The sequence below is a fragment of the Streptomyces sp. NBC_01390 genome, from assembly GCF_045040105.1.
Taxonomy (GTDB): domain Bacteria; phylum Actinomycetota; class Actinomycetes; order Streptomycetales; family Streptomycetaceae; genus Streptomyces.
In genome coordinates this window covers 7,678,474-7,704,166 of sequence record NZ_CP109551.1, presented here as the reverse complement: position 1 = coordinate 7,704,166, position 25,693 = coordinate 7,678,474, and the positions used below count along the sequence as shown (strand labels likewise).

Genomic DNA, 25,693 nt, shown 5'->3' with positions numbered 1-25,693 from the left:
ATCACATCCGACGAGCCGTCCACTCCACTGCCCCGAAGGCCGGCGACTCACCCCGGGTACACCGGAGCCGACCCTTCCTTGACCAGCTTCTGCCACTTGGACCCGGACAGCAGCCGCACGATCCCGTCCTCCTCCGAGTACGCCACCAGCGGCAGCCGCTCGTCCTCGGACGCGGCGATGCTCTTCACGCCGGTCAGCGCGGCCGGCGCCGCCCCCACCGGCGTCGAGCCGTCGACCTGCACGTATCCCATCTGCTGCACGCCGCCCTGCTCACGCCCCACCACCACGAGCCGACTGTCACCGGCCCACGACATGGCGGTGACCTCCTCCAGCTGCGGTGTCACGGTGTGCAGTTCGAGGACCGACACCACCGACTGCTCGCCGGTCCGCTTCCCCTTCGTCTCCTGCGCGGCCGGCTTCTCCTGAGCCGACCCGCCCGACGTCCGCGCCGACCGCTCGTCCCGCTCGATCCGCCCGATGTACAGGGACCGCAGGCCGTCCTTCTCCACGATGAGCGCGATCCGCACCCCGTCGGCGGCCACCCGTACCGCTTCGACATGCCCGTCGAGCCCCGGCGTCCTCACCTCAAGCGGCTCGCCCGCGCCCTTCTCCAGGAACAGCAGCCGGGGCTTCGCGGGGTTGCGGTCGGCCACCCACAGGTCGCCGTCACCGTCCCAGCTGGGTGTCGTCAGACGGTCGGCCTTGGCGGCGCCCTGGCTGGTCAGCACGGGCTCACCGAGCGACCCGCCCGACACCAGCGACCCGACGTACAACGTGGTTCCGTCGAGCGAGACCCCGGCCGCGCTGTCCTCGTCGCGCGAGACCGCCGCGGACCGCAGTTGCTTCCCGCCCTCACCGAACGCGCCCGGCACCGGCGTGACGTCCGCGGCCGCTTCGAGACTGTCGCCCGCCACGCGTACGAGGCGGTGCTTGCCGTCGATGAAGTACTGGAACTGGGGGTGCTCCACCGCACCGCGCGCGGCGACGGTCTCGGCCTGGTCCTTGCGGAGGTCGCACAGCTGGGTGCCGTTGGCGCGCTGCAGTGCGACCTCGTCGACCCCCGTGGGGGTCAGGTCCTGCAGCGTGTAGAGGAGCTGGGCGGCCATCTCGGTGCACTTGGCGGCCCCGACGCGGCTCGCCTTGTCGTTGAGCGGCACCGTCAGCCGGTTCTGGTCGTCGGGGGCCAGCGAGGTGACACCCTTCTTGAGTGCCGTACCGGTGGGGAAACTCGACCGGACGACCGGTCCCAGCCAGCGCGAGGGCCCCTCCAACAGCGAACTCACCGTCTGCGTCATCGAGTCGACCTTCTTGCGGACGTAGACCGGATCGGCGACGGACACGGGCTGCCCGTTCGACTCCGTCGGCGTGTTCGACGCGAAGTAGTACCTGTTGACCGACGTGTAGTTGCGCAGGAAGTCCGACTTGCCCATGACAATGCCTTGGGGCAGGTCGTCGATGCGCCACTGCCCGCTCTTCTTCTCACGCGTGAGGTGCAGCGTCTCCCGGTACTGCCCGTCGGCGGGTTCGTACGACTGCCGGGAGTCCAGCGTGGCGAACCTGCCGCCGGTCAGCGTGGACGCGTAGTCCGCGGAGTCGTCCCGGTTGCCCGCGGGGACGGGATCGGCAGTGGGCCCGCCGTCCAGCACGGTGGTCGACGCGTCCGGCCGCCAGGTCTTCGCGGCACGCGGCGTCAGATACTTGAGCGCGGTCTCATAGTGGGGATCGTCGCTGGTCAGCGCCTCCAGAAAGCCCTGGACGATCTGTCCGGGCGGCGCGTTCTCGTGGGGCGGCAGGGCGAAGACCCGTACCTGGGCGTCCTGCCGGGGCGTGGACTCGACTCCGCGCAGATCCCCGCTGTCGGGCATCGAGGCGCATCCGGCCAGCAGTACGGCGCCACAGGCGGCGTACACCACCGCGCGAACCGTTTCCCGCCGCCGACCGTCCCGCTCGCGGTCAGGGCCCACGAAATGCCTCCCCTTGCTCGTCCACCCGCTCCGACCCCGCATCCGGGGACACCTCGTCCGAGGACTGCGGCTCCGTACCGGACATGCCGTCCCACCGTGCACCACCGACCGGACGCGGCACGACGCGCGAGCCGTTGCCGGGCAACGCCGTGGGGTCCGCCGTAGGGGCGACCGCGCCGAGCCTCGGCGCTATCGGCCGCTGTTCGGCCGCCGCCGTCCGCACCGGCACCGTGGCCAGCTTGTCGCCGCCGGCGTGCGGCAGACCCGCGTCGTTGAGGCCCCGATGGCGCCGTGAGTCCTTGGGCTCCAGCGGTATCGGCGAGCCCCGCAGGGGTTCGTCGGCGGTGCGCGGAAGCGTCATCCGGAACTGCGATCCGCCGCCCGGCTCGCCCCACGCCTGCAGCCAGCCGCCGTGCAGCCGGGCGTCCTCCAGCGCGATGGACAGGCCGAGACCCGTACCGCCGGTGGTACGCGCGCGTGCCGGGTCGGCCCGCCAGAAGCGGCTGAAGACCCGGGTCGCCTCACCGGGCTTCAGCCCGACCCCGTAGTCACGTACGGCCACCGCGACAGCACCGCCCGCAGCGGCCAGCTTCACGACGACGTCCTTGCCCTCGCCGTGCTCCACGGCGTTGACCACGAGGTTGCGCAGCACCCGCTCCACGCGCCGCGCGTCGGCCTCCGCCACCACAGGCTGCTGGTCGCCGACGACCCGTACCGTCGTCCCCTTGCGCTCGGCCAGCGGCGCGGCACCGCTCACCACCCGCCGTACGACCTCCCTGAGGTCTATCGGCTCGGCCTCCAGCGCCGCCGCGCCCGCGTCGAACCGGCTGATCTCCAGCAGGTCCGCGAGCAGCGTCTCGAACCGGTCCAGCTGATCGGCGAGCAGTTCGGCCGACCGCGCGGTCACCGGATCGAAGTCCACGCGCGCGTCATGGATGACATCGGCGGCCATCCGTACGGTCGTCAGCGGCGTCCGCAGTTCGTGCGACACGTCGGACACGAACCGTCGCTGCATCCGCGAGAGCTCCTCAAGCTGCTGGATCTTCAGCTGGAGATTCTGCGCCATCTTGTTGAAGGCCTCGCCGAGCCGCGCGATGTCGTCCTCGCCGGTGACCTTCATCCGCTCCTGCAGCCGCCCGGCGGAAAGCCGCTCGGCGATCCCCGCCGCCATCCGCACCGGCGTCACGACCTGCCGCACCACAAGCCAGGCGATGGCCCCCAGGAGTACGACGACGAACAGCCCGGCCGTCGCCAGCGTCCCCTTGACGAGGCTCAGCGACTTCTCCTCCTGGGTGAGCGGGAAGAGGTAGTACAGCTGGTACGGGTCCCCGTTCGGGTCGTCGACCTGCTTGCCGATGACCAGCGCGGGCTGCGACTCGCTGCCGTTGGTGTAGATGACGCGGGTGTAGCTCTGGGCCATCAGAGGGCTGTCGTCGGCCCTGTCGCGCAGCGCGTCGGGCACGCTCGCCGTCGGATCCACCCAGCCGGAGGCACGCGGTCCGCGTCCGCCACCGCTGTCGTCGCTCGCCGGACCGACCGGGAGCGTCACGACGTCGAAGGCACCCTGGCCACCGCTGGAGAGGGACTCCACCAGGTCGCTCATCCACGGAATGAGGGTCTGCGCGGGTCGACCGCCCGTGCCGGAACCGTCTTCCCCACTGGTGCTGGCCGCCGTGTCCGCGTTCTGCTTGGCCGCCGCGAACCCGCCCGCGGCCTGACTCTGCGACGCCTTCACCTTGGCGTCCAGGAGCCCGTTGCGCACCTGCCCGATGACGACGAAGCCGAGCAGCAGCACGACGCCGAGCGACATCAGCAGCGTCGTGGCGACGACCTTGAGCTGGATGTTGCGCCGCCACAGCCGCATGACGGGCAGCAGCGGCCGGCGCACCCAGCGCATGAACAACCGGAGGACCGGGCTGCCCTGGACACCGCCCTGGAGCAGCCCGCCCTCGAAGAACTGCCGCCAGCCGGAGCCGGCACCGCTCAGCTTCCGCCGCCCGACAGGCCGCCCCGCACGCCCCCCGGAACGCCCGGGGGGCGAAGCGGCACTGTCCTCGGACATGTCAGCTCGGTCCTGCCTTGTAACCGACGCCACGGACGGTCACTACGATCTCCGGCCGCTCCGGGTCCTTCTCGACCTTCGAACGCAGCCGCTGCACATGAACGTTGACCAGGCGGGTGTCCGCCGCGTGGCGGTACCCCCAGACCTGCTCCAGCAGCACCTCACGCGTGAAGACCTGCCACGGCTTGCGCGCGAGCGCGACCAGCAGATCGAACTCCAGAGGCGTCAGCGCGATCGACTGCCCGTCCCGCTTCACGGAGTGACCGGCGACATCGATGAGCAGGTCGCCTATGGCCAACTGCTCGGGCGCCGGCTCCTCCGACCTCCGCAGCCGCGCCCGGATCCGGGCGACCAGCTCCTTCGGCTTGAACGGCTTCACGATGTAGTCGTCGGCACCCGACTCCAGGCCCACGACGACGTCGACGGTGTCGCTCTTGGCCGTGAGCATCACGATCGGCACCCCGGACTCCGCCCTGATCAGGCGGCACACCTCGATACCGTCCCGGCCGGGAAGCATCAGGTCCAGGAGCACCAGATCGGGCTTGGACTCACGGAAAGCGGCCAGCGCCTTGTCGCCGTCAGCTACGAAAGACGGCTCAAAACCTTCACCACGCAACACAATGCCGAGCATCTCGGCCAGTGCGGTGTCGTCATCGACGACAAGGACTCGTCCCTTCATAAACGACATCATCCCATTAACTAAATCGTTACCTGTCGTGACCTGTCACACAGCTCTACCAGCGCCTCAGCCGTCACAGGCGACACAACGCCCGCTTCGGTGACGATCGCCGTCACTAGCTCGGGAGGCGTCACATCGAACGCCGGGTTGTACGCCTGAGTCCCCAAGGGTGCCACCGGAATCCCGCCTCCCGCCTCCGCTCCCGGCACCGGCACCTGAGGCGCGGCGATCTCCGTCACCTCATGTCCGGCACGCTGTTCCACCTCTATGGACGCCCCGTCGGGGGTGTCCGGATCCACCGTCGTCACCGGCGCCACCACGATGAACGGCACGTGGTGGTACCGGGCCAGCACGGCGAGCGGGTAGCTCCCCACCTTGTTCGCCACCGAACCGTCGGCCGCGATCCGATCGGCACCGATCAGTACGGCGTCCACCTCCCCTGCGGCGAACAGAGAGCCCGCCGCGTTGTCCGTGAGCAAGGTGTACGCCATTCCGCTGCGCGCCGCCTCATACGCCGTCAGGCGAGCACCTTGCAGCAACGGGCGCGTTTCGTCCACCCAGAGCCTGCGCAGCCGCCCCTCCCGGTGCGCCGCCAACGCCACCGCGAACGCCGTTCCCTCCCCACCCGACACCAGCGACCCGGTGTTGCAGTGCGTGAGCACCCGGTGTCCGCCGCCGGGCAGCAGCTCGTCCAGCAGCGCCAGCCCGTGCACCGCCATCCGCGCGCTGGCCTCGGCGTCCTCCCGGTGCAGCACCCGTGCCGCGACCAGGGCCGCCCCGGCCGCCTGTTCCCGGTCACCGCTCCTCGCGAGCTCCGCCCGGTACGCGTCCCGGGCCCTGCGCACCCCGACAGCGAGGTTGACGGCGGTGGGCCTGGCCTGCGCCAGTGCGACGGCGGCCTCGTCCACGTCGAAGCCGCGCACGGCGGCGAGCGCGACACCGTACGCCCCCGCGATACCGAGCAGCGGCGCCCCACGCACCGCCAGCGAACGGATCGCCGCCACCAGCGCGGGCGCGTCCGTACAGACCAGCTCGACCTCCTCCGCCGGGAGTCTCGTCTGGTCGAGAAGGACCAGCACCGGGCCCTCGGGAGGTTCCTCCCAACGGAGCGCCGGTATCTCGGTGGGCCGGTTGTCCTCGCGGGATTGCGCGTACTGATCAGCCATCCGCCCAGTCTGCCCCCTGTCCGTCGGACAATTGAAGGAGTCCAGCCCATACGGGGGCTGATCCCACCGCGCGCTCCCCATGGCACGATGGCTGCCAACCTGCCGCGAACGCGGACGGGCACCGTGAAGGAGCGACGATGAACGACACTCCGGGCTGGGCCTCGCCCGGATCTGCCCCCTCCGAAGGGCAGCAGCCCGGCGCGTCCGCCCCCGCCGACCGCCCCGGTCCCGGTGAACCCGCGGACCAGCCGCTCCCCGACACGACCGGCTCCGGCCCGAAGTGGTCCCAGCAACAGCCGCCACCCGCCCAGTGGTCCGCGCCCACCGGCCCCCAGAGCCCAGGTCAGACCCCGCCTCCACCACCGCCTCCCCGCCCGGGCTGGGGCGGCCACCCCGGCGCCCCCGGCGGATACGGCGGATACGGCGGCCCAGGAGCCCCGGGCGGGTACGGCGGATACGGCCCGCCCGGCGGCCACCCCGGCTGGGGAGGCAACTGGGGCGGTCCCCCGCCCGCGGCCAAGCCCGGCGTGATCCCGCTGCGCCCCCTCGGCGTCGGCGAGATCCTCGACGGAGCCGTCTCGACCATGCGCGCCTACTGGCGCACCGTGCTGGGCATTTCGCTCACCGTCGCGATCGTCACGGAGATCGTCTCCGTCCTCGTCCAGGGCCTCTTCCTGGACGACAGCGCAAGCGTCGACACCCTCGACGGCTCCAGTGCGAGCCTCGACGAGGTGGGCCGTGCCATGGGAGACGCACTGCTCGGTTCCGGCGTCATCTTCGTGATCTCCCTGATCGGCACCGTCATCGCTACGGCGCTGCTCACGACCGTGACCAGCCGCGCCGTGCTCGGCAAGCCGGTCACCATCGGCGAGGCCTGGCGGGACGCCCGCCCGCAGATCCCGAAGCTCTTCGGCCTCATCTTCCTGCTGCTGCTCACCGTCGTCGCGATCTTCGCCGTCGGCATCGCACCGGGCCTCCTCGTGGCCTTGTCCGCCTCGGAGAGCGGCGGCGTGGCACTCGCCGTGCTGGGCGGCTTGGGCGCGAGCATCGTCGTGCTGTGGCTGATGATCCGCTTCTCCCTGGCCTCGCCGGCGCTGATGCTGGAGAAGCAGAGCATCGTGAAGTCGATCAGCCGTTCCGCGAAGCTCGTCCGCGGCTCGTGGTGGCGGGTCTTCGGCATCCAGCTGCTCGCCTCGCTCATCGCCGGCATCGTCGCGGGCATCGTCGTCCTGCCGTTCACCTTCATCGCCGGAGCCCTCACCGGAGACGGCATCAGTGGCGTCCTCGACGGCACGGGCAGCGTCGGCTGGACGTTCCTCGTCGTCAGCGGCGTCGGCTCGGTGATCGGCTCCATGATCACCTTCCCCATCACCGCGGGCGTGACCGTGCTCCTGTACATCGACCAGCGCATCCGGCGCGAGGCCCTCGACCTCGACCTGGCCCGCGCCGCAGGCGTACACAACAGCGGCTCCGGCGCCCCGGGCGCCACCGCGGGGAGCTGATGCGGTGAGCCTGACGGGGGGATTCCTCACCACGGTGCCGGCCCTGCCGCCCACCGCCGAAGCAGCCGTACGAGCTCTGCTGCGCGCCGGCGACACCGCCGTACTGTCACTGGCGGCCGACGACCCGCCGGTGACGATTCCTCGCGATCCCGCGCGCGAGGCAGCACAGCGCGAGCTGTCCAAGCGCATGTACCACGAGAACGATCCCGGCCTGTTCCAACGGGCCATGGACGCCTTCTGGGACTGGCTCGACAGGGTGTTCAACGCGGCCTCGACAGCGACCCCAGGAGGGATGGTCGGACTGGTGGTCGTCCTCCTGGCCGTCGCCGCCGTGATCGGCGCCCTGTGGTGGCGCCTCGGCAGCCCGCGCCCCGGCCCCACCTCGTCCGCCGCGCTCTTCGACGACCGCCCCCGCAGCGCCGCCGAACACCGCGCCGCCGCCGAGGCACACGCCGCCCAGGGCCACTGGAACCAGGCCGTCCAGGAACGCTTGCGTGCCGTCGTCCGCTCCCTGGAGGAGCGCGCGCTCCTCGATGCCCGCCCCGGCCGCACCGCCGACGAGGCGGCCGCCGAAGCGGGCCGTACCCTGCCCGCGCACACCGACCGCCTGCGCACCGCGGCCCGCGACTTCGACGAGGTGACGTACGGCGGGCGCACCGCGACCCCCCAGATGTACCGCCGGCTCACCGAACTCGACACCGACCTGGAACGTACGAAACCGGCCCTCGCGAACATCAGCAGCACCCCGAGCACGGCCCCCAGGAGCCACCAGGGAGCCGCCGAGTGAGCATCGAGACCACGCCCCTCCCCGCCACCACGTCGACCTCGCCAACCGCCCGCCAGGTGTGGACCCGCGCGCGGGGCATCGTCCTCGGCGTCGTCCTCCTCCTCGTGGGCGCCGTCACGCTCGCCGTGATCAACTCCGGCACCCGGCGCGGCGGCCTCGACCCACGTTCCGCCGACCCCCACGGCAGTCGCGCCGTCGCCACACTCCTCGCCGAACGAGGCGTGTCCACCCGCGTGGTCACCACCCTCGCCCAGGCGAGCACCGCAGCCGACGCGGACACCACACTCCTGATCGCGGCCCCCGATCTGCTGACCGACCGTCAACAGCGGCAACTGCACGCGGCGACGGGGAACTCCGGCGGACGTACCATCCTGGTCGCCCCCAGCAGCCCGTCCGTCGAGACACTCGCCCCCGGCGTCACCGCCGACCGCGCGATCAGCTTCGACTCGAAGCTCTCCCCCGGCTGCGACCTGCCCGCCGCCCGCCGAGCGGGCACCGCCGACACGGGTGGCTTCCGCTACGACACCACAGTCCCCGGCGCCGACGTGTGCTACCCGAGCAACGGCCTGCCCACTCTCGTACGCGTCCCCGCGGCCACCGGGAACGGCGACACCGTCGTCCTCGGCGCGCCCGACATCCTGTACAACGATCGGCTCGACAAGCACGGCAACGCCTCGCTCGCCCTCCAACTGCTCGGTTCCCGCCCCCACTTGGTCTGGTACCTCCCCTCGCTCTCCGACGACTCGCGCACCGAATCCGGCGAGCGCAGCCTGTTCGACCTGCTCCCTTCGGGATGGGGCTGGGGCACCCTGCAGCTCTTCTTCGCCGCGGTCCTGGCCGCCTTCTGGCGGGCACGCCGCTTCGGCCCCCTCGTACCCGAACGTCTCCCGGTGGCGATCCGCGCCTCCGAAACCATCGAAGGCCGCGCCCGCCTCTACCGCAAAACCAACGCCCGCGACCGCGCGGCAGGCGCTCTTCGCTCCACCACCCGCATTCGCCTCGCCCCCCTGGTAGGCGTCCCCGTGCCCCAGGCACACGCGCCCGAGGCCTTGCTCCCCGCTCTGTCCGCCCACCTCCACGACCACGGCGACGGACAGTCCCTGCACTCCCTGCTCTTCGGCCCGCCGCCCCGCGACGACGCCGCACTCATCTCCCTCGCCGACCAACTCGACGCCCTCGAAAGAGAGGTACGCCGTCCATGATGGACCCGACCACTGACAACGCCGGGATCACCGGGAACCCGGACACCGCCCGGGCTTCCCTGGAAGCCCTGCGCGCCGAGATCGCCAAAGCCGTGGTCGGCCAGGACCCCGCCGTGACCGGCCTCGTCGTCGCCCTCCTCTGCCGCGGACACGTGCTGCTCGAAGGAGTCCCTGGAGTAGCCAAAACGCTGCTCGTCCGGGCCCTCGCCTCCGCTCTCGAACTCGACACCAAGCGCGTCCAGTTCACTCCGGACCTGATGCCGAGCGACATCACGGGCTCCCTCGTCTACGACACCCGCAGCGCGGAGTTCTCCTTCCAGCCGGGCCCGGTCTTCACCAACCTCCTCCTCGCGGACGAGATCAACCGCACGCCCCCGAAGACCCAGTCGTCCCTCCTGGAAGCCATGGAGGAACGCCAGGTCACGGTCGACGGCACCCCGCGGCCCCTCCCCGACCCGTTCCTGGTCGCCGCGACCCAGAACCCGGTCGAGTACGAGGGCACGTACCCCCTCCCCGAAGCCCAACTGGACCGTTTCCTCCTCAAGCTGACGATCCCTCTCCCCTCCCGGCAGGACGAGATCGACGTCCTGACCCGCCACGCCGAGGGCTTCAACCCACGTGACCTGCGCGCCGCCGGCATACGCCCCGTGGCAGGCCCGGCCGACCTGGAAGCTGCCCGCGCGGCCGTCGCCAAGACGACGATCTCCCCCGAGATCACCGCCTATGTGGTGGACATCTGCCGCGCCACCCGCGAGTCCCCGTCCTTCACGCTCGGCGTCTCCCCCCGAGGCGCCACGGCCCTCCTCGCGACCTCCCGCGCCTGGGCCTGGCTGACGGGCCGCGACTACGTCATCCCCGACGACGTCAAGGCGCTCGCCCTGCCCACCCTCCGCCACCGTGTGCAACTCCGCCCGGAGGCCGAGATGGAGGGCGTGACGGCCGACTCGGTCATCAACGCGATCCTCGCCCACGTCCCCGTTCCCCGCTGATGCCACTCACCGGCCGCGCCGCCCTCGTGGCGGCCCTGGGCTCGATCCCCGTCGGCGTCTGGGGCCCGAGCTGGACAGGCTTCCTCGCCGTCAACGGCCCGCTGGCGATCGCCTGCGCCTGCGACTACGCCCTGGCCGCACCCGTACGCCGCCTCGGCCTGAGCCGCTCCGGCGACACATCCGCACGCCTGGGCGAACCGGCGGACGTGACGCTCACCGTCACCAACCCCTCCGGCCGCCTGTTCCGCGCCCGTCTCCGCGACGCCTGGCCGCCCAGCAGCTGGCAGTCCGGCACCGAGGTGGAGGCCTCCCGCCACCGCCTGGCGGTCCCCGCCGGCGAACGCCGCCGCGTCACCACCCGGCTACGTCCCACCCGCCGAGGCGACCGCCAGGCCGAACGCATCACGATCCGCTCGTACGGCCCTCTCGGTCTCTTCGCCCGCCAGGGCAACCACCACGTTCCCTGGACCGTGCGCGTCCTCCCGCCGTTCACCAGCCGCAAACACCTCCCCTCGAAGCTCGCCCGCCTACGCGAACTCGACGGCCGCACCAGCGTCCTGACCCGCGGCGAAGGCACGGAATTCGACAGCCTGCGCGAGTACGTTCCCGGAGACGACACCCGTTCCATCGACTGGCGCGCCACAGCCCGCCAGACCACGGTCGCCGTACGCACCTGGCGCCCCGAACGCGACCGCCACATCCTCCTGGTCCTCGACACCGGCCGTACGTCGGCGGGCCGCGTGGGCGACGTCCCCCGCCTGGACGCCTCGATGGACGCAGCACTTCTCCTGGCAGCCCTGGCCTCCCGCGCAGGTGACCGCGTGGATCTCCTCGCCTACGACCGCCGGGTCCGGGCTCTCGTCCAGGGCCGAGCCGCAGCCGACGTTCTCCCGTCGCTGGTCAACGCGATGGCCACCGTGGAACCCGAACTCCTCGAAACGGACGCCCGCGGACTCGCGGCCTCCGCGCTCCGTACGGCCCCCAGGCGCTCCCTGATCGTTCTGCTCACCAGCCTCGACACGGCCCCCATCGAAGAGGGCCTGCTCCCGGTCCTCCCTCAACTGACCCAGCGCCACACAGTCCTCGTAGCCGCGGTGGCAGACCCACACATCGCAACCATGGCAACAGCCCGAGGAAACACCGAAGCGGTGTACGAGGCCGCAGCCGCCGCCCAGGCACAGACGGAACGCCACAGAACCGCCGAACAACTCCGCCGCCACGGCGTCACGGTCGTCGACGCCACTCCAGACGCCCTGGCGCCGGCACTGGCGGACGCATATCTGGCCCTGAAAGCCGCAGGACGCCTTTGAACGGTGTCTCGAATGGTGTCTCTCCTGGCCGAAGAGACACCATTTCCAATCAACACCGAAACGCAGAAAAGCCCCGGACCGGTTTCCCGGTACGGGGCTTTTCGCAATATTTGTTCGGCGGTGTCCTACTCTCCCACAGGGTCCCCCCTGCAGTACCATCGGCGCTGTGAGGCTTAGCTTCCGGGTTCGGAATGTAACCGGGCGTTTCCCTCACGCTATGACCACCGAAACACGGTGAAACACATATCAACCGCACCACCCCCCATAACCAACGGGGGTGGGGTTGTTCGTGGTTTCAGAACCAACACAGTGGACGCGAGCAACTGAGGACAAGCCCTCGGCCTATTAGTACCAGTCACCTCCACCCGTTACCGGGCTTCCAGATCTGGCCTATCAACCCAGTCGTCTACTGGGAGCCTTAACCCCTCAAAGGGGGTGGGAACACTCATCTCGAAGCAGGCTTCCCGCTTAGATGCTTTCAGCGGTTATCCCTCCCGAACGTAGCCAACCAGCCATGCCCTTGGCAGGACAACTGGCACACCAGAGGTTCGTCCGTCCCGGTCCTCTCGTACTAGGGACAGCCCTTCTCAATGTTCCTGCGCGCGCAGCGGATAGGGACCGAACTGTCTCACGACGTTCTAAACCCAGCTCGCGTACCGCTTTAATGGGCGAACAGCCCAACCCTTGGGACCGACTCCAGCCCCAGGATGCGACGAGCCGACATCGAGGTGCCAAACCATCCCGTCGATATGGACTCTTGGGGAAGATCAGCCTGTTATCCCCGGGGTACCTTTTATCCGTTGAGCGACGGCGCTTCCACAAGCCACCGCCGGATCACTAGTCCCGACTTTCGTCCCTGCTCGACCCGTCGGTCTCACAGTCAAGCTCCCTTGTGCACTTACACTCAACACCTGATTGCCAACCAGGCTGAGGGAACCTTTGGGCGCCTCCGTTACTCTTTAGGAGGCAACCGCCCCAGTTAAACTACCCATCAGACACTGTCCCTGATCCGGATCACGGACCCAGGTTAGACATCCAGCACGACCAGACTGGTATTTCAACGACGACTCCACAGACACTGGCGTGCCCACTTCACAGTCTCCCAGCTATCCTACACAAGCCGAACCGAACACCAATATCAAACTATAGTAAAGGTCCCGGGGTCTTTCCGTCCTGCTGCGCGAAACGAGCATCTTTACTCGTAGTGCAATTTCACCGGGCCTATGGTTGAGACAGTCGAGAAGTCGTTACGCCATTCGTGCAGGTCGGAACTTACCCGACAAGGAATTTCGCTACCTTAGGATGGTTATAGTTACCACCGCCGTTTACTGGCGCTTAAGTTCTCAGCTTCGCCACACCGAAATGTGACTAACCGGTCCCCTTAACGTTCCAGCACCGGGCAGGCGTCAGTCCGTATACATCGCCTTACGGCTTCGCACGGACCTGTGTTTTTAGTAAACAGTCGCTTCTCGCTGGTCTCTGCGGCCACCCCCAGCTCGGAAAGCAAGTTTCCTCACCGGTGATGGCCCCCCTTCTCCCGAAGTTACGGGGGCATTTTGCCGAGTTCCTTAACCATAGTTCACCCGAACGCCTCGGTATTCTCTACCTGACCACCTGAGTCGGTTTAGGGTACGGGCCGCCATGAAACTCGCTAGAGGCTTTTCTCGACAGCATAGGATCATCCACTTCACCACAATCGGCTCGGCATCAGGTCTCAGCCCTAGTGTGCGACGGATTTGCCTATCGCACGGCCTACACCCTTACCCCGGGACAACCACCGCCCGGGATGGACTACCTTCCTGCGTCACCCCATCACTCACCTACTGCAGGTCTGGTCCGTCGGCTCCACCACTCCCCCTTGCCCGAAGGCTCCGGGGCGGCTTCACGGACTTAGCATCGCCTGGTTCAATGTTTGACGCTTCACAGCGGGTACCGGAATATCAACCGGTTATCCATCGACTACGCCTGTCGGCCTCGCCTTAGGTCCCGACTTACCCTGGGCAGATCAGCTTGACCCAGGAACCCTTAGTCAATCGGCGCACACGTTTCCCACGTGTGTATCGCTACTCATGCCTGCATTCTCACTCGTGAACCGTCCACCACTAGCTTCCGCTGCAGCTTCACCCGGCACACGACGCTCCCCTACCCATCCCAGCAGGCGTTGGCCCTATTGCTGGAATGACACGACTTCGGCGGTACGCTTGAGCCCCGCTACATTGTCGGCGCGGAATCACTAGACCAGTGAGCTATTACGCACTCTTTCAAGGGTGGCTGCTTCTAAGCCAACCTCCTGGTTGTCTGTGCGACTCCACATCCTTTCCCACTTAGCGTACGCTTAGGGGCCTTAGTCGATGCTCTGGGCTGTTTCCCTCTCGACCATGGAGCTTATCCCCCACAGTCTCACTGCCGTGCTCTCACTTACCGGCATTCGGAGTTTGGCTAAGGTCAGTAACCCGGTAGGGCCCATCGCCTATCCAGTGCTCTACCTCCGGCAAGAAACACACGACGCTGCACCTAAATGCATTTCGGGGAGAACCAGCTATCACGGAGTTTGATTGGCCTTTCACCCCTAACCACAGGTCATCCCCCAGGTTTTCAACCCTGGTGGGTTCGGTCCTCCACGAAGTCTTACCTCCGCTTCAACCTGCCCATGGCTAGATCACTCCGCTTCGGGTCTTGAGCGCGCTACTGAATCGCCCTATTCGGACTCGCTTTCGCTACGGCTTCCCCACACGGGTTAACCTCGCAACACACCGCAAACTCGCAGGCTCATTCTTCAAAAGGCACGCAGTCACGACGCATTGAGTAAACTCAATGCGCGACGCTCCCACGGCTTGTAGGCACACGGTTTCAGGTACTATTTCACTCCGCTCCCGCGGTACTTTTCACCATTCCCTCACGGTACTATCCGCTATCGGTCACCAGGGAATATTTAGGCTTAACGGGTGGTCCCGCCAGATTCACACGGGATTTCTCGGGCCCCGTGCTACTTGGGTGTCTCTCAAACGAGCCGTTGATGTTTCGACTACGGGGGTCTTACCCTCTACGCCGGACCTTTCGCATGTCCTTCGCCTACACCAACGGTTTCTGACTCGCCTCACAGCCGGCAGACTGTGAAAGAGAGATCCCACAACCCCGCACACGCAACCCCTGCCGGGTCTCACACGTATACGGTTTGGCCTCATCCGGTTTCGCTCGCCACTACTCCCGGAATCACGGTTGTTTTCTCTTCCTGCGGGTACTGAGATGTTTCACTTCCCCGCGTTCCCTCCACACACCCTATGTGTTCAGATGTGGGTGACAGCCCATGACGACTGCCGGGTTTCCCCATTCGGAAACCCCCGGATCAAAGCCTGGTTGACGACTCCCCGGGGACTATCGTGGCCTCCCACGTCCTTCATCGGTTCCTGGTGCCAAGGCATCCACCGTGCGCCCTTAAAAACTTGGCCACAGATGCTCGCGTCCACTGTGCAGTTCTCAAACAACGACCAACCACCCACCACCCCACCCACACGGGCGAGTTCACTGGGGCCGGCACTGAAGGCGACCGTTTCCGGCCGTACCCTCAGACACCCAACAGCGTGCCCGACACCCCCGCCCCCCAGATCAGCTTTCCACGCCCCCCAAAAGGGGACAGTACTTGCAGCCTGAGACGACCGACGGTGCCGAATAATCAACGTTCCACCCATGAGCAACCACCGTCGAACGTATGCCGACGTAATGGTCCTGGACCACCAGACAATGTCTGGTGGCCTAGATGCTCCTTAGAAAGGAGGTGATCCAGCCGCACCTTCCGGTACGGCTACCTTGTTACGACTTCGTCCCAATCGCCAGTCCCACCTTCGACAGCTCCCTCCCCGTAAGGGGTTGGGCCACCGGCTTCGGGTGTTACCGACTTTCGTGACGTGACGGGCGGTGTGTACAAGGCCCGGGAACGTATTCACCGCAGCAATGCTGATCTGCGATTACTAGCAACTCCGACTTCATGGGGTCGAGTTGCAGACCCCAATCCGAACTGAGACCGGCTTTTTGAGATTCGCTCCGCCTCACGGCATCGCAGCTCATTGTACCGGCCATTGTAGCACGTGTGCAGCCCAAGACATAAGGGGCATGATGACTTGACGTCGTCCCCACCTTCCTCCGAGTTGACCCCGGCAGTCTCCTGTGAGTCCCCATCACCCCGAAGGGCATGCTGGCAACACAGAACAAGGGTTGCGCTCGTTGCGGGACTTAACCCAACATCTCACGACACGAGCTGACGACAGCCATGCACCACCTGTACACCGACCACAAGGGGGCACCCATCTCTGGATGTTTCCGGTGTATGTCAAGCCTTGGTAAGGTTCTTCGCGTTGCGTCGAATTAAGCCACATGCTCCGCTGCTTGTGCGGGCCCCCGTCAATTCCTTTGAGTTTTAGCCTTGCGGCCGTACTCCCCAGGCGGGGAACTTAATGCGTTAGCTGCGGCACCGACGACGTGGAATGTCGCCAACACCTAGTTCCCACCGTTTACGGCGTGGACTACCAGGGTATCTAATCCTGTTCGCTCCCCACGCTTTCGCTCCTCAGCGTCAGTAATGGCCCAGAGATCCGCCTTCGCCACCGGTGTTCCTCCTGATATCTGCGCATTTCACCGCTACACCAGGAATTCCGATCTCCCCTACCACACTCTAGTCTGCCCGTATCGAATGCAGACCCGGGGTTAAGCCCCGGGCTTTCACATCCGACGCGACAGACCGCCTACGAGCTCTTTACGCCCAATAATTCCGGACAACGCTTGCGCCCTACGTATTACCGCGGCTGCTGGCACGTAGTTAGCCGGCGCTTCTTCTGCAGGTACCGTCACTTTCGCTTCTTCCCTGCTGAAAGAGGTTTACAACCCGAAGGCCGTCATCCCTCACGCGGCGTCGCTGCATCAGGCTTTCGCCCATTGTGCAATATTCCCCACTGCTGCCTCCCGTAGGAGTCTGGGCCGTGTCTCAGTCCCAGTGTGGCCGGTCGCCCTCTCAGGCCGGCTACCCGTCGTCGCCTTGGTGAGCCACTACCTCACCAACAAGCTGATAGGCCGCGGGCTCATCCTGCACCGCCGGAGCTTTGAACCCACCCCCATGCGAGGGAAGATATTATCCGGTATTAGACCCCGTTTCCAGGGCTTGTCCCAGAGTGCAGGGCAGATTGCCCACGTGTTACTCACCCGTTCGCCACTAATCCACCCCGAAAGGCTTCATCGTTCGACTTGCATGTGTTAAGCACGCCGCCAGCGTTCGTCCTGAGCCAGGATCAAACTCTCCGTGAATGTTTACCGGATATCCGGTGCACACACACGAGAGCGGAACAGTCAAGCGGAATAAGCCCGACCGTTCACAGCGTCCTCGCTGTGTTTGTGTTACTTCAAAGGAACCTCGAACTCACAGAACATTCCGTGAGCCGGGGTATCAACAAATCTGGCGTTGATTTTTGGCACGCTGTTGAGTTCTCAAGGAACGGACGCTTCCTTCGTACTCACCCGAGAGACTCTCTCAGGCTTTCCTCCGGGCAGTTTCCCTTCGGTCCTACTGTTTAACTTTGTCTTGCTGTCCTGCGTTTCCGACTCTATCAGACCGTTTCCGTATCCGATTTCCTCGGTGCTTTCCAGGTTTTCGCTTTCGCGTTTCCCTTTCCGGCGACTCCGACTTTATCAGAAGTTTTTGGCCGGACTGACCGGCTGTTCATTCCTGAGATTCATCGGGGTGTGGTCCTCAAGAATCCAAGTCCTCGAGAAACCAGTAGATTTTCACCGCCGCCACCGAGCCTGTCCGGCTCTAGGCAACTGCTCTAATCTACCTCCCCACTACCTCCGCGTCAACGGCTCTTGTGGGGCGAAGAGGAGACTAGCAGCCCGGAAGCCGTGTTCGCACATCAGGCGGCTGCGGGGACAGCGGCACTGCGCTCGGCCGCTGTCAGGTCACCCGTCTCGCCGGCCCGGGCCGCTCGACCGCCGAGGACATATACGTAGGCGAGGAAGGACAGTTCGGCGATGACGCCGATCGTGATGCGCGCCCATGTGGGCAGGCCGGACGGGGTGACGAAGCCTTCTATGGCGCCGGAGACGAAGAGGACCAGGGCCAGTCCTATCGCCATGCCCAGGGCTGCTCGTCCTTCCTCGGCCAGTGCCGTGCGGCGGGAACGCGGGCCCGGGTCTATGACGGTCCAGCCGAGGCGCAGGCCCGTACCGGCCGCCACGAAGACCGCGGTCAGTTCGAGGAGGCCGTGCGGAAGGATCAGGCCGAGGAAGGTGTCCAGCCGGCCCGCCGAGGACATCAGACCAAGGCCGACACCCACGTTGAGCATGTTCTGGAAGAGGATCCAGATGACCGGGAGACAGAGGAAGACTCCCAGGACCAGGCACATCGCGGCGGCCTGGGCGTTGTTCGTCCACACCTGGGCGGCGAAGGAAGCGGCGGGGTGGCTGGAGTAGTACGTCTCGTACTCGCCGCCGGGGCGGGTGAGGGCGCTCAGGTCGTCGGGTGCCGCTATGGAGGACTGCACTTCGGGGTGCGTTCCTATCCACCAGCCCAGGAGGACCGCCACCGCCGTGGAGATGAGCGCGGTGGGCACCCACCAATGGCGCGATCGGTAGACCGCTGCGGGGAAGCCGTGCGTGAGGAAGCGGGTGACGTCACGCCAGGACGCGCGGCGGGTTCCTGTCACGGCACTACGCGCGCGTGCCACCAGTTGGCTGAGCCGGCCGGTGAGCTGGGGGTCCGGCGCACTCGACTGGATGAGCGAGAGATGGGTGGCAGTGCGTTGGTAGAGGGCCACGAGCTCGTCCACCTCGGCTCCGGTGAGGCGGCGCTGGCGGCGCAGCAGTGCGTCCAACCGGTCCCACTCGGCTCGGTGGGCGGAGACGAAGACGTCGAGGTCCATCGTTTTGCCTGCTCCTCGGCTGTTCGTCGACTGCACGTCGTCGGTGTCGGCTTGTCGTACTGCGGCGCGATGCGCCTTCAGCTTGGCAGACTGGCGGTTCCATGGGCAGGTCAGGGGAAGGACGGCAGGCGTGAGTGAGCTGGTTACGGGCGAGGCGGTGGCGCTGGAGTTGCGCCCCGCGAAACTGCCCAGCAGGGCGCTTGCCGTGTTGCTGGACCTTGTTGTGGTCGGGCTGGTCTACACCGTCGTCACCATTGTTGTGGTCGTGTCCACGGCCTCGCTGGACGAGGCGGCACAGGTCGCTCTGTCCATCGCGGCTTTCATTCTGGTGCTGGTGGGCGCGCCAATCGCGGTGGAGACACTCAGCCATGGCCGTTCGCTCGGCAAGCTGGCGTGTGGTCTACGGGTGGTACGGGACGACGGCGGGCCGATCCGGTTTCGGCATGCACTGGTGCGGGGCGCGGTCGGTGTGGTCGAGATTCTGATCACGTTCGGGGTCGTGGCCTGTATCGCCTCGCTCGTTTCGGCGCGGGGCCGGCGGCTCGGTGATGTCGTCGCGGGCACGCTCGTCGTACGGGAGCGAGTACCCGTCGGTCGGGCCGCTTTCGTTCCTCCGCCACCGCCCTGGTTGTCCGGCCGGTTCGCGGAGCTCGATCTGTCGGCCGTGCCCGACGGCCTGTGGCTGGCCGTACGTCAGTATCTGACGCGTATGCAGCAACTGGATCCGCAGGTGGGCTGGGCCATGGCCGAGCGGCTCGCGTCCGATGTGGCGGCGCGTACGGGGACTCCGGCGCCGCCCGATGTTCCACCGGCGGCCTATCTCGCGGCCGTGGTGCAGGAGCGGCAGGTACGCGAGGCTCGGCGGGCGTTCGGGAGCGCACCGGTGAGCAGCGGGCCGGGGACGCCTCAGTTCTTCGGGGCTCCGGTGCCGCACTCGCCTGCTGGGATTACCTATCCTGCGGTCGCCGAGGCCGCCGCCCCTGTCCCGGTCGTCGAAGCGGCGCCGCAGGACCGAAGCGAGGCCAGTGGTCGCCGTCCCTCCGGCGGGTTCGCACCGCCCGCCTAGTCGGCGAACGTGGACGGCGGGGACTCCAGGTGTTCAAGCTCGATGCCTGGTGCGGCCAGGACCACGTCGCCGGCGATGTGCACGGCGTGCTGTTCGCCCGTGTCCAGGGCTGTGACCTGGTATTCGTCCACTGTCAGGGGGTCGTTGTCAGTGGCGTGTGCTTCTCTTTTCACCAAGGCCCAGGACTGGTCCACGGTGCGTGGGGCGAGTACCGGGTCCGTGAGGGCGACGAGGCGTACGCGGGTCGCTGCGGCGGAGGGGGTGAGGCGCAGGAGACGGGCGGTGGCGATCAGGAACGCGGGGGATGTGCCGGTGAAGGCATGGGCGGGGACGTTGCCTTCGGTGGCGTGAATGCCGGTGGGGTCGGTGCGGACCCAGGTGACACCGTCGAGTGCGGCACCACGGACCTGCCAGCTCGCCGCGTGGAGTTCGAGGCGGATCGGACGGCCCAGGTCGTCGAGGGTGAGGTCGACGGAGCCGCTGTGGTCGCCCGAGGGTGTGGTCAGTTGGGAGACATAGCGCCAGCCGGAGGGGCCGGGGGCGCAGTGGAAGTGTTCTTCTGCGAGAGGGGTGTGGTCGTGCGGATCGTGGAGCGAATAACGGCCGCGGGGCATGGAGGTCCTGGGATTTTCGGACTGTCGCTTGAGACTCCGAGACTCTGACTGAGCCTCGGCAAAGGGGCAGGCCCCCGGCACGGGGGTGCGGGGGCCTGCCTCGGAGGTCCTGCTGGTGGTGGGCGCGTCAGTGCGCTGACGTGCTCACCACTGGCTGGGTCGCTCAGTAGCGGTAGTGGTCCGGCTTGTACGGGCCCTCGACCTCGACCCCGATGTACGAGGCCTGCTCCGGGCGGAGCGTCGTCAGCTTCACGCCGAGCGCGTCGAGGTGGAGACGGGCGACCTTCTCGTCGAGGTGCTTGGGGAGCACGTAGACGTCGGTCGGGTACTCGTCGGGCTTGGTGAACAGCTCGATCTGGGCCAGGGTCTGGTCCGCGAAGGAGTTGGACATCACGAACGACGGGTGACCGGTGGCGTTGCCCAGGTTGAGCAGGCGGCCCTCCGACAGCACGATGAGGACCTTGCCGTCGGGGAACTTCCAGGTGTGGACCTGCGGCTTGACCTCGTCCTTGACGATGCCCGGGACCTTGGCCAGGCCGGCCATGTCGATCTCGTTGTCGAAGTGGCCGATGTTGCCGACGATCGCCTGGTGCTTCATCTTGGCCATGTCCGAGGCCATGATGATGTCCTTGTTGCCGGTCGTGGTGATGAAGATGTCGGCCTTGTCGACGACTTCGTCGAGGGTCGCGACCTGGTAGCCGTCCATCGCCGCCTGGAGCGCGCAGATCGGGTCGATCTCGGTGACGATGACGCGGGCGCCCTGGCCGCGCAGGGACTCTGCACAGCCCTTGCCCACGTCGCCGTAGCCGAAGACGACCGCGGTCTTGCCGCCGATGAGGACGTCGGTGGCGCGGTTGATGCCGTCGATCAGGGAGTGGCGGCAGCCGTACTTGTTGTCGAACTTCGACTTGGTGACGGCGTCGTTGACGTTGATCGCCGGGAACAGGAGGGCGCCGTCGCGCTGCATCTCGTACAGCCGGTGGACGCCGGTCGTGGTCTCCTCGGTCACGCCGCGGATCTCCGAGGCGATCTGGGTCCACTTCTGCGAACCCTCGGTGATGGTCCGGTCGAGGAGTTCGAGGACGACACGGTGCTCGTCGGACTCGGCGGTGTCGGCCGAGGGGACCTTGCCGGCCTTCTCGTACTCGACGCCCTTGTGGACGAGCATGGTGGCGTCGCCGCCGTCGTCCAGGATCATGTTCGGGCCGCCGGTGGGGGTGTTCGGCCAGGTCAGAGCCTGCTCCGTGCACCACCAGTACTCTTCCAGGGTCTCGCCCTTCCAGGCGAAGACCGGGACGCCCTGCGGGTTCTCGGGGGTTCCGTTCGGGCCTACCGCGATGGCGGCGGCCGCGTGGTCCTGGGTGGAGAAGATGTTGCAGGACACCCAGCGGACCTCGGCGCCCAGGGCGACCAGGGTCTCGATCAGGACAGCGGTCTGCACGGTCATGTGCAGCGAGCCCATGATGCGGGCGCCGGCCAGCGGCTGGGTGGCGGCGAACTCCCGGCGGATGGACATCAGGCCGGGCATCTCGTGCTCGGCGAGGGTGATCTCCTTGCGGCCGAACTCGGCCAGGGAGAGATCGGCGACCTTGAAGTCCTGTCGGCTGTCGACAGTCGTCATTACGGGCTGCTCCTCAAGATGGGGTGAGGTGGGTACGGCTGTTCTGCGCGGCGGCGGACACAGGGGTGCCCGCAGAGGGCACAGGCATGCCCGGGTACGCGCAGCGCAGTCCGTCGGAGGCCCTCTCTCCCTCGGCCGGTCCGCGGTGGGACCGCCCGACCGCCATCAGCAGCGACGTCTGGCTCCGTCCCAAGCTACACCTGTCGGCCCGGCCGCCCCCAGTCCGCCCGCGAACACATCAGGACAGATCCACACCGAGCGGAGGGGAACTCAGTGGGCGGCGGGCTGGGCCGGGCCGCCCGGGGTGGCCTCGCGGTCGGGACCCTTGGCGGCGTCCCTGTCGCTGTAGATGTCCGGTTCGAGGTAGATGACGCGGGCGATCGGGACGGCGGCGCGGATGCGGGACTCGGCGGCGTTGATCGCGGTGGCCACCTCGGCGGCGGTGTCGTCGTGCTGGACTGCAATCTTGGCGGCGACCAGGAGTTCCTCGGGGCCGAGGTGGAGCGTGCGCATGTGGATGATGCCGGTGACGGTGTCGCCGTCGACGATCGCCTTCTCGATCCGCACGACCGTTTCCGGGCCCGCGGCCTCGCCCAGCAGCAGGGACTTGGTCTCCACGGCCAGCACCAGGGCGATCAGGATGAGCAGGATGCCGATGCAGAGAGTGCCGATGCCGTCCCAGACGCCGTCGCCGGTGGCGAGGGCGAGGCCGACGCCACCGAGGGCCAGGACCAGGCCGACGAGCGCGCCGAGGTCCTCCAGGAGGACGACGGGCAGTTCAGGGGCTTTGGCATGGCGGACGAAGTCCTTCCAGGACTCGTTGCCGCGCAGCGGGTTGGACTCCTTGATGGCCGTACGGAAGGAGAAGCCCTCGGCGATGATCGCGAAGAGGAGGACGCCCACGGGCCAGTACCAGTGTTCGAGCTCGTGCGGGTGCTTGATCTTCTCGTAGCCCTCGTAGATCGCGAACATGCCGCCGACCGAGAAGAGCACGATGGAGACGAGGAAGGCGTAGATGTACCGCTCGCGGCCGTAGCCGAAGGGGTGTTGGGGGGTCGCCTCGCGCTGGGACTTCTTGCCGCCGAGGAGGAGCAGGCCCTGGTTGCCGGAGTCGGCGAGCGAGTGCACGGACTCGGCGAGCATGGACGACGAACCGCTGAAGAGGAACGCCACGAACTTCGCTGCCGCGATCGCGAGGTTGGCGCCGAGTGCCGCCACGATCGCCCTGGTGCCGCCTGACGCGCTCATGTGTTCGCGTTGTCCCTTCGTACGTTCGCTGTCCCGGGCTTTGCCCGCCCTTTGCCGGTGGGTCATTGTTGCAGCCCCCTCCGACAACAACCGGCCAGGCTGCCACACGGCCCCCGGCAACCAGTGCCCGGGATGTGCTCGGGCAGTCTCCGGCCGCCGGGTTTCCGGGTGGTGTCAGACGACGACTGTCGCCCTGAACACCGTTCCGGAGCCGGCGACCTCGGCCTTTTCGTTCGCCGGTACGAAGACGGACTGCCCGGGGGCGAGTTCGATGTCTCCGGTACGGACGGAGCCGGCCGTGCAGAGCAGGATCTGCGGGGTCGGGAGGGTGAGGTCGCGGGCGGGCGCGCCCTGCGGGAGGACGTGGCGGGACAGGCGGAACTCGTCGATCGGGGTCTCGTAGACCTCCTCGCCGTCAGGGGAGGCCTCCGGGCGCAGTACGCCGGGGCCGCTCGCCTCGAAGCGGACGACGCGCAGGAGTTCGGGGACGTCGACGTGCTTGGGGGTCAGTCCGCAGCGCAGGACGTTGTCGGAGTTGGCCATGATCTCGACGCCGAGGCCGTTGAGGTAGGCGTGCGGGATGCCGGCGCCGAGGAACAGGGCCTCGCCCGGCTGGAGTCGGACGTGGTTGAGGAGCATGGCGGCGATGACGCCGGGGTCGCCCGGGTAGTGCTGGGCGATGTCCGCGTAGGGGGCGTAGTCGCCGCCGAGACGGGCGCAGGCGGCCGCGGCCTCGGTGACCGTGCGGGCCATGTCCTCGCGGTCGGCGCTGAGTACGGCCGTCAGGACCTCGCGCAGCGCCGCCTCCTCGGGGTGGGCGCGCAGCAGGTCGACGTACGGCTTGAGGGAGTCGACATCCAGGCCTGCCAGGAGGTCGGCGGTCTGCGAGGGGTCGCGGAAGCCGCACAGGCCGTCGAACTCGGTGAGGGCGCAGATCAGTTCGGGCTTGTGGTTGGCGTCCTTGTAGTTGCGGTGCCCGGCGTCGACCGGGATCCCGCGGGTCTCCTCGTCCTCGTAACCCTCCTTCGCCTGGGCGAGGTTGGGGTGCACCTGGAGGGAGAGGGGGGCGCCGGCCGCGAGGATCTTGAGGAGGAAGGGGAGGCGGGGGCCGAACTTGGCGACGGCCGCCGCGCCGAGTTCGCCCTGCGGGTCCGCGTCGATGACCTCGACGAGCGTGCCGCGTCCGGTGCGCGAGGGGGCGCCGGGGTGGGCGCCCATCCACATCTCCGCCTGCGGTTCACCGGTCGGCTCGATGCCGAGGAGTTCCGCGATGGCGGTGGTGGAACCCCAGGCGTAGGGGCGGATGGTGTTGTCGAGGCGGTCCATACCGGTCTTTCTGCGCGCAGGTGGAGAAGGTGGGTGAGGATCAGGATCAGGATGAGGGTGAGACTGGTCGGGGCGGGGGCGTCCCGGCTGTTCTCTGTCGTTCGGATCAGGTGCCGGCGGCCAGTGCGAGGTACACCGCCGCGAAGTCCGTGGTGGCGATCAGTTCCGCCAGGGTCTCCAGTTCGGCGCCTTCCTCCGGTTCGAGCTCGCTGATCGCCGTGTCGTGGCCGATGGCGAGCTCGCGGGCGGCGGGGGCGGCACTGAGGCCGCCGGTCGGGCGGTCGCGGAGCAGGACCACGCGCGCGTGCAGGGCGGGCGCCTCGTCCACTCGGTCGCGGAAGAAGTCGTCGGGGTCGGCGCCGGCGGTGAGCCGGCTCGCGAGCAGGGCACCGTGCGCGGCGAGCGCCTCGGGGAGTTCGGCGGTGAGCGCGGGGCGGCCTGCGAGTTCCGCGAGGGCGGCGGCGAACCGGCGGCCCGCAGGCCCGGCCGATGTCCCCTCCGTCCAGATCACCGGCAGCATGTCCGCGAGTTCGACGGCGAGCGTCTTGGCCGGATTGCTGTACGTCGCGACGGTCGGACCGCATCGTTCGGCGATGTGGTCGAGGCGGTCGGCGACCTTCTCCAGGGCGTCCGGCGGAGCACTGAGCAGGCCGGTGCGGTCGAGGATGGCCAGCAGCGGGGTGAGCAGCGCCCACAGGACGCCGGGGGCAGACGCGGCGGGCGGCTGGTCCGCCTCCTGCTGGTCGTAGGGGGCGGTCGCCATCGGTACGAACAGGCCGTGGGCCGCGCCCCGCACCGTCTCGGTGAGCGGGGTGCCGTCGGGGGCGACGGCGACGACCGTACAGCCGCGGCGGTACGCCTGCTCGGCGAGCAGGGACAGGCCCGGTTCGGTGCCGTCGGGGGTCGCGATCAGGAGCAGGTCCACGGAGCCGGCCCAGCCCGGCAGCTCCCAGCGCAGGGCGCCTGCCGCGGGGGCGACGCCGGTGGGGGCCAGGCGGGTGACGGGACTGGCCGCGCCGGCGAGGGTGCCGAGGAGGTCGGCGACGCAGGTCGCGGCCGCGCCGGGGCCCGCGATCAGGACGGCGCGGGGTCGGCCGTCCGGTTTCAGGTTGTTGATGCCCGCCTCTGCCGCGTGGCGGGCGGCGGTGCGGACGCGGGCGCCCGCTTCGGCCGCACCGCGCAGGAGGCCGCGGCGGTCTGCGTCCGCCAACGCCTCGGGGGCGTCGAGCAGCGATTCGTCGAGCATGGGTGG

The 25,693-nt window shown here is 67.9% G+C and carries 16 protein-coding genes and 3 rRNA genes; 6 read left to right on the top strand and 13 right to left on the bottom strand.

Annotated elements, in window-relative coordinates:
* Window positions 1–47: 47 nt before the first annotated feature.
* Genes OG241_RS34800 through mtnA form a run of 4 tightly spaced genes read right to left on the bottom strand, consistent with a single transcriptional unit; the run spans window position 48 to window position 5,871 of the window.
* Window positions 48–1,964, bottom strand: a complete 1,917-nt coding sequence (locus tag OG241_RS34800) for an LpqB family beta-propeller domain-containing protein (RefSeq protein WP_405821048.1) — start codon at window positions 1,962–1,964, stop codon at window positions 48–50.
* On the bottom strand, window positions 1,954–4,026 hold the full coding sequence (gene mtrB / locus OG241_RS34795; protein ID WP_405821046.1) for an MtrAB system histidine kinase MtrB: 2,073 nt from the start codon (window positions 4,024–4,026) through the stop codon (window positions 1,954–1,956). Before mtrB ends, OG241_RS34800 begins: the two co-directional genes overlap by 11 nt.
* 1 nt (window position 4,027) lies before the next feature.
* Entirely contained in the window at window positions 4,028–4,717 is a 690-nt protein-coding gene (mtrA, locus tag OG241_RS34790) for a two-component system response regulator MtrA (protein ID WP_189148219.1), read from the bottom strand.
* An 8-nt stretch (window positions 4,718–4,725) separates the two neighbouring features.
* Window positions 4,726–5,871, bottom strand: coding sequence for an S-methyl-5-thioribose-1-phosphate isomerase (mtnA, locus tag OG241_RS34785; RefSeq protein ID WP_405821044.1), 1,146 nt, complete (start codon window positions 5,869–5,871; stop codon window positions 4,726–4,728).
* Window positions 5,872–6,008: 137 nt separating this feature from the next.
* Here mtnA and OG241_RS34780 point away from each other — a divergent pair, with 137 nt between their 5' ends.
* Genes OG241_RS34780 through OG241_RS34760 form a run of 5 tightly spaced genes read left to right on the top strand, consistent with a single transcriptional unit; the run spans window position 6,009 to window position 11,661 of the window.
* Window positions 6,009–7,373: a hypothetical protein gene (locus OG241_RS34780; RefSeq protein WP_405821042.1), complete on the top strand. Its 1,365-nt coding sequence runs from the start codon at window positions 6,009–6,011 to the stop codon at window positions 7,371–7,373.
* A 4-nt stretch (window positions 7,374–7,377) separates the two neighbouring features.
* Entirely contained in the window at window positions 7,378–8,160 is a 783-nt protein-coding gene (locus OG241_RS34775) for a DUF4129 domain-containing protein (RefSeq protein ID WP_405821040.1), read from the top strand.
* Window positions 8,157–9,362 (top strand): DUF4350 domain-containing protein, encoded by a 1,206-nt coding sequence (locus OG241_RS34770; RefSeq protein ID WP_405821039.1) that lies wholly within the window; start codon window positions 8,157–8,159, stop codon window positions 9,360–9,362. Before OG241_RS34775 ends, OG241_RS34770 begins: the two co-directional genes overlap by 4 nt.
* The gene (locus OG241_RS34765) at window positions 9,362–10,351 is read left to right on the top strand and encodes a MoxR family ATPase (protein WP_319092624.1); all 990 of its coding nucleotides are present in this window, start codon (window positions 9,362–9,364) and stop codon (window positions 10,349–10,351) included. The genes OG241_RS34770 and OG241_RS34765 overlap by 1 nt, the downstream gene beginning before the upstream one ends.
* Window positions 10,351–11,661 carry a DUF58 domain-containing protein gene (locus OG241_RS34760; RefSeq protein WP_405821038.1) on the top strand — a complete coding sequence of 437 codons (1,311 nt, stop codon included), beginning with the start codon at window positions 10,351–10,353 and terminating at the stop codon, window positions 11,659–11,661. The genes OG241_RS34765 and OG241_RS34760 overlap by 1 nt, the downstream gene beginning before the upstream one ends.
* Before the next feature lie 112 nt (window positions 11,662–11,773).
* On the opposite strand, the gene rrf is transcribed toward OG241_RS34760, so the two are convergent.
* The 4 genes from rrf to OG241_RS34740 all read right to left on the bottom strand — a co-directional run bounded on the left by rrf (window position 11,774) and on the right by OG241_RS34740 (window position 18,566).
* Window positions 11,774–11,890: ribosomal RNA gene (gene rrf / locus OG241_RS34755) — 5S ribosomal RNA — on the bottom strand.
* A 96-nt stretch (window positions 11,891–11,986) separates the two neighbouring features.
* Window positions 11,987–15,110, bottom strand: a 23S ribosomal RNA gene (locus OG241_RS34750).
* 319 nt (window positions 15,111–15,429) lie between these two features.
* A 16S ribosomal RNA gene (locus OG241_RS34745) occupies window positions 15,430–16,956 on the bottom strand.
* Together the 16S, 23S and 5S rRNA genes form the textbook arrangement of a ribosomal RNA operon.
* 602 nt (window positions 16,957–17,558) lie before the next feature.
* Complete coding sequence (locus OG241_RS34740; protein WP_405821036.1) at window positions 17,559–18,566, bottom strand: stage II sporulation protein M; 1,008 nt, start codon at window positions 18,564–18,566, stop codon at window positions 17,559–17,561.
* Between the two features lie 130 nt (window positions 18,567–18,696).
* Between OG241_RS34740 and OG241_RS34735 the strand changes: the two genes are divergently transcribed.
* Window positions 18,697–19,632: an RDD family protein gene (locus OG241_RS34735; RefSeq protein ID WP_405821034.1), complete on the top strand. Its 936-nt coding sequence runs from the start codon at window positions 18,697–18,699 to the stop codon at window positions 19,630–19,632.
* Here OG241_RS34735 and OG241_RS34730 read toward each other — a convergent pair.
* The 5 genes from OG241_RS34730 to OG241_RS34710 all read right to left on the bottom strand — a co-directional run bounded on the left by OG241_RS34730 (window position 19,629) and on the right by OG241_RS34710 (window position 25,687).
* On the bottom strand, window positions 19,629–20,246 hold the full coding sequence (locus OG241_RS34730) for a hypothetical protein (protein ID WP_405821033.1): 618 nt from the start codon (window positions 20,244–20,246) through the stop codon (window positions 19,629–19,631). The two genes, OG241_RS34735 and OG241_RS34730, sit on opposite strands and share 4 nt — an antisense overlap.
* 163 nt (window positions 20,247–20,409) lie before the next feature.
* Window positions 20,410–21,867 carry an adenosylhomocysteinase gene (gene ahcY, locus OG241_RS34725; RefSeq protein WP_405821031.1) on the bottom strand — a complete coding sequence of 486 codons (1,458 nt, stop codon included), beginning with the start codon at window positions 21,865–21,867 and terminating at the stop codon, window positions 20,410–20,412.
* Window positions 21,868–22,137: 270 nt separating this feature from the next.
* Complete coding sequence (locus OG241_RS34720; protein ID WP_405821029.1) at window positions 22,138–23,115, bottom strand: cation diffusion facilitator family transporter; 978 nt, start codon at window positions 23,113–23,115, stop codon at window positions 22,138–22,140.
* A 174-nt stretch (window positions 23,116–23,289) separates the two neighbouring features.
* Window positions 23,290–24,441, bottom strand: coding sequence for a mannose-6-phosphate isomerase, class I (manA, locus tag OG241_RS34715; protein WP_405821028.1), 1,152 nt, complete (start codon window positions 24,439–24,441; stop codon window positions 23,290–23,292).
* Between the two features lie 106 nt (window positions 24,442–24,547).
* Window positions 24,548–25,687: an SIS domain-containing protein gene (locus OG241_RS34710; RefSeq protein ID WP_405821026.1), complete on the bottom strand. Its 1,140-nt coding sequence runs from the start codon at window positions 25,685–25,687 to the stop codon at window positions 24,548–24,550.
* Between the last annotated feature and the right edge of the window lie 6 nt (window positions 25,688–25,693).

Bases quoted from the DNA above. Each gene is read 5' to 3' on its own strand.
- OG241_RS34740 (WP_405821036.1), bottom strand. From the start codon at position 18,566: ATGGACCTCGACGTCTTCGTCTCCGCCCACCGAGCCGAGTGGGACCGG.
- OG241_RS34765 (WP_319092624.1), top strand. From the start codon at position 9,362: ATGGACCCGACCACTGACAACGCCGGGATCACCGGGAACCCGGACACC.
- OG241_RS34730 (WP_405821033.1), bottom strand. From the start codon at position 20,246: ATGCCCCGCGGCCGTTATTCGCTCCACGATCCGCACGACCACACCCCT.
- OG241_RS34720 (WP_405821029.1), bottom strand. From the start codon at position 23,115: ATGAGCGCGTCAGGCGGCACCAGGGCGATCGTGGCGGCACTCGGCGCC.
- mtnA (WP_405821044.1), bottom strand. From the start codon at position 5,871: ATGGCTGATCAGTACGCGCAATCCCGCGAGGACAACCGGCCCACCGAG.
- ahcY (WP_405821031.1), bottom strand. From the start codon at position 21,867: ATGACGACTGTCGACAGCCGACAGGACTTCAAGGTCGCCGATCTCTCC.
- mtrA (WP_189148219.1), bottom strand. From the start codon at position 4,717: ATGATGTCGTTTATGAAGGGACGAGTCCTTGTCGTCGATGACGACACC.
- manA (WP_405821028.1), bottom strand. From the start codon at position 24,441: ATGGACCGCCTCGACAACACCATCCGCCCCTACGCCTGGGGTTCCACC.
- OG241_RS34760 (WP_405821038.1), top strand. From the start codon at position 10,351: ATGCCACTCACCGGCCGCGCCGCCCTCGTGGCGGCCCTGGGCTCGATC.
- OG241_RS34710 (WP_405821026.1), bottom strand. From the start codon at position 25,687: ATGCTCGACGAATCGCTGCTCGACGCCCCCGAGGCGTTGGCGGACGCA.
- OG241_RS34780 (WP_405821042.1), top strand. From the start codon at position 6,009: ATGAACGACACTCCGGGCTGGGCCTCGCCCGGATCTGCCCCCTCCGAA.
- mtrB (WP_405821046.1), bottom strand. From the start codon at position 4,026: ATGTCCGAGGACAGTGCCGCTTCGCCCCCCGGGCGTTCCGGGGGGCGT.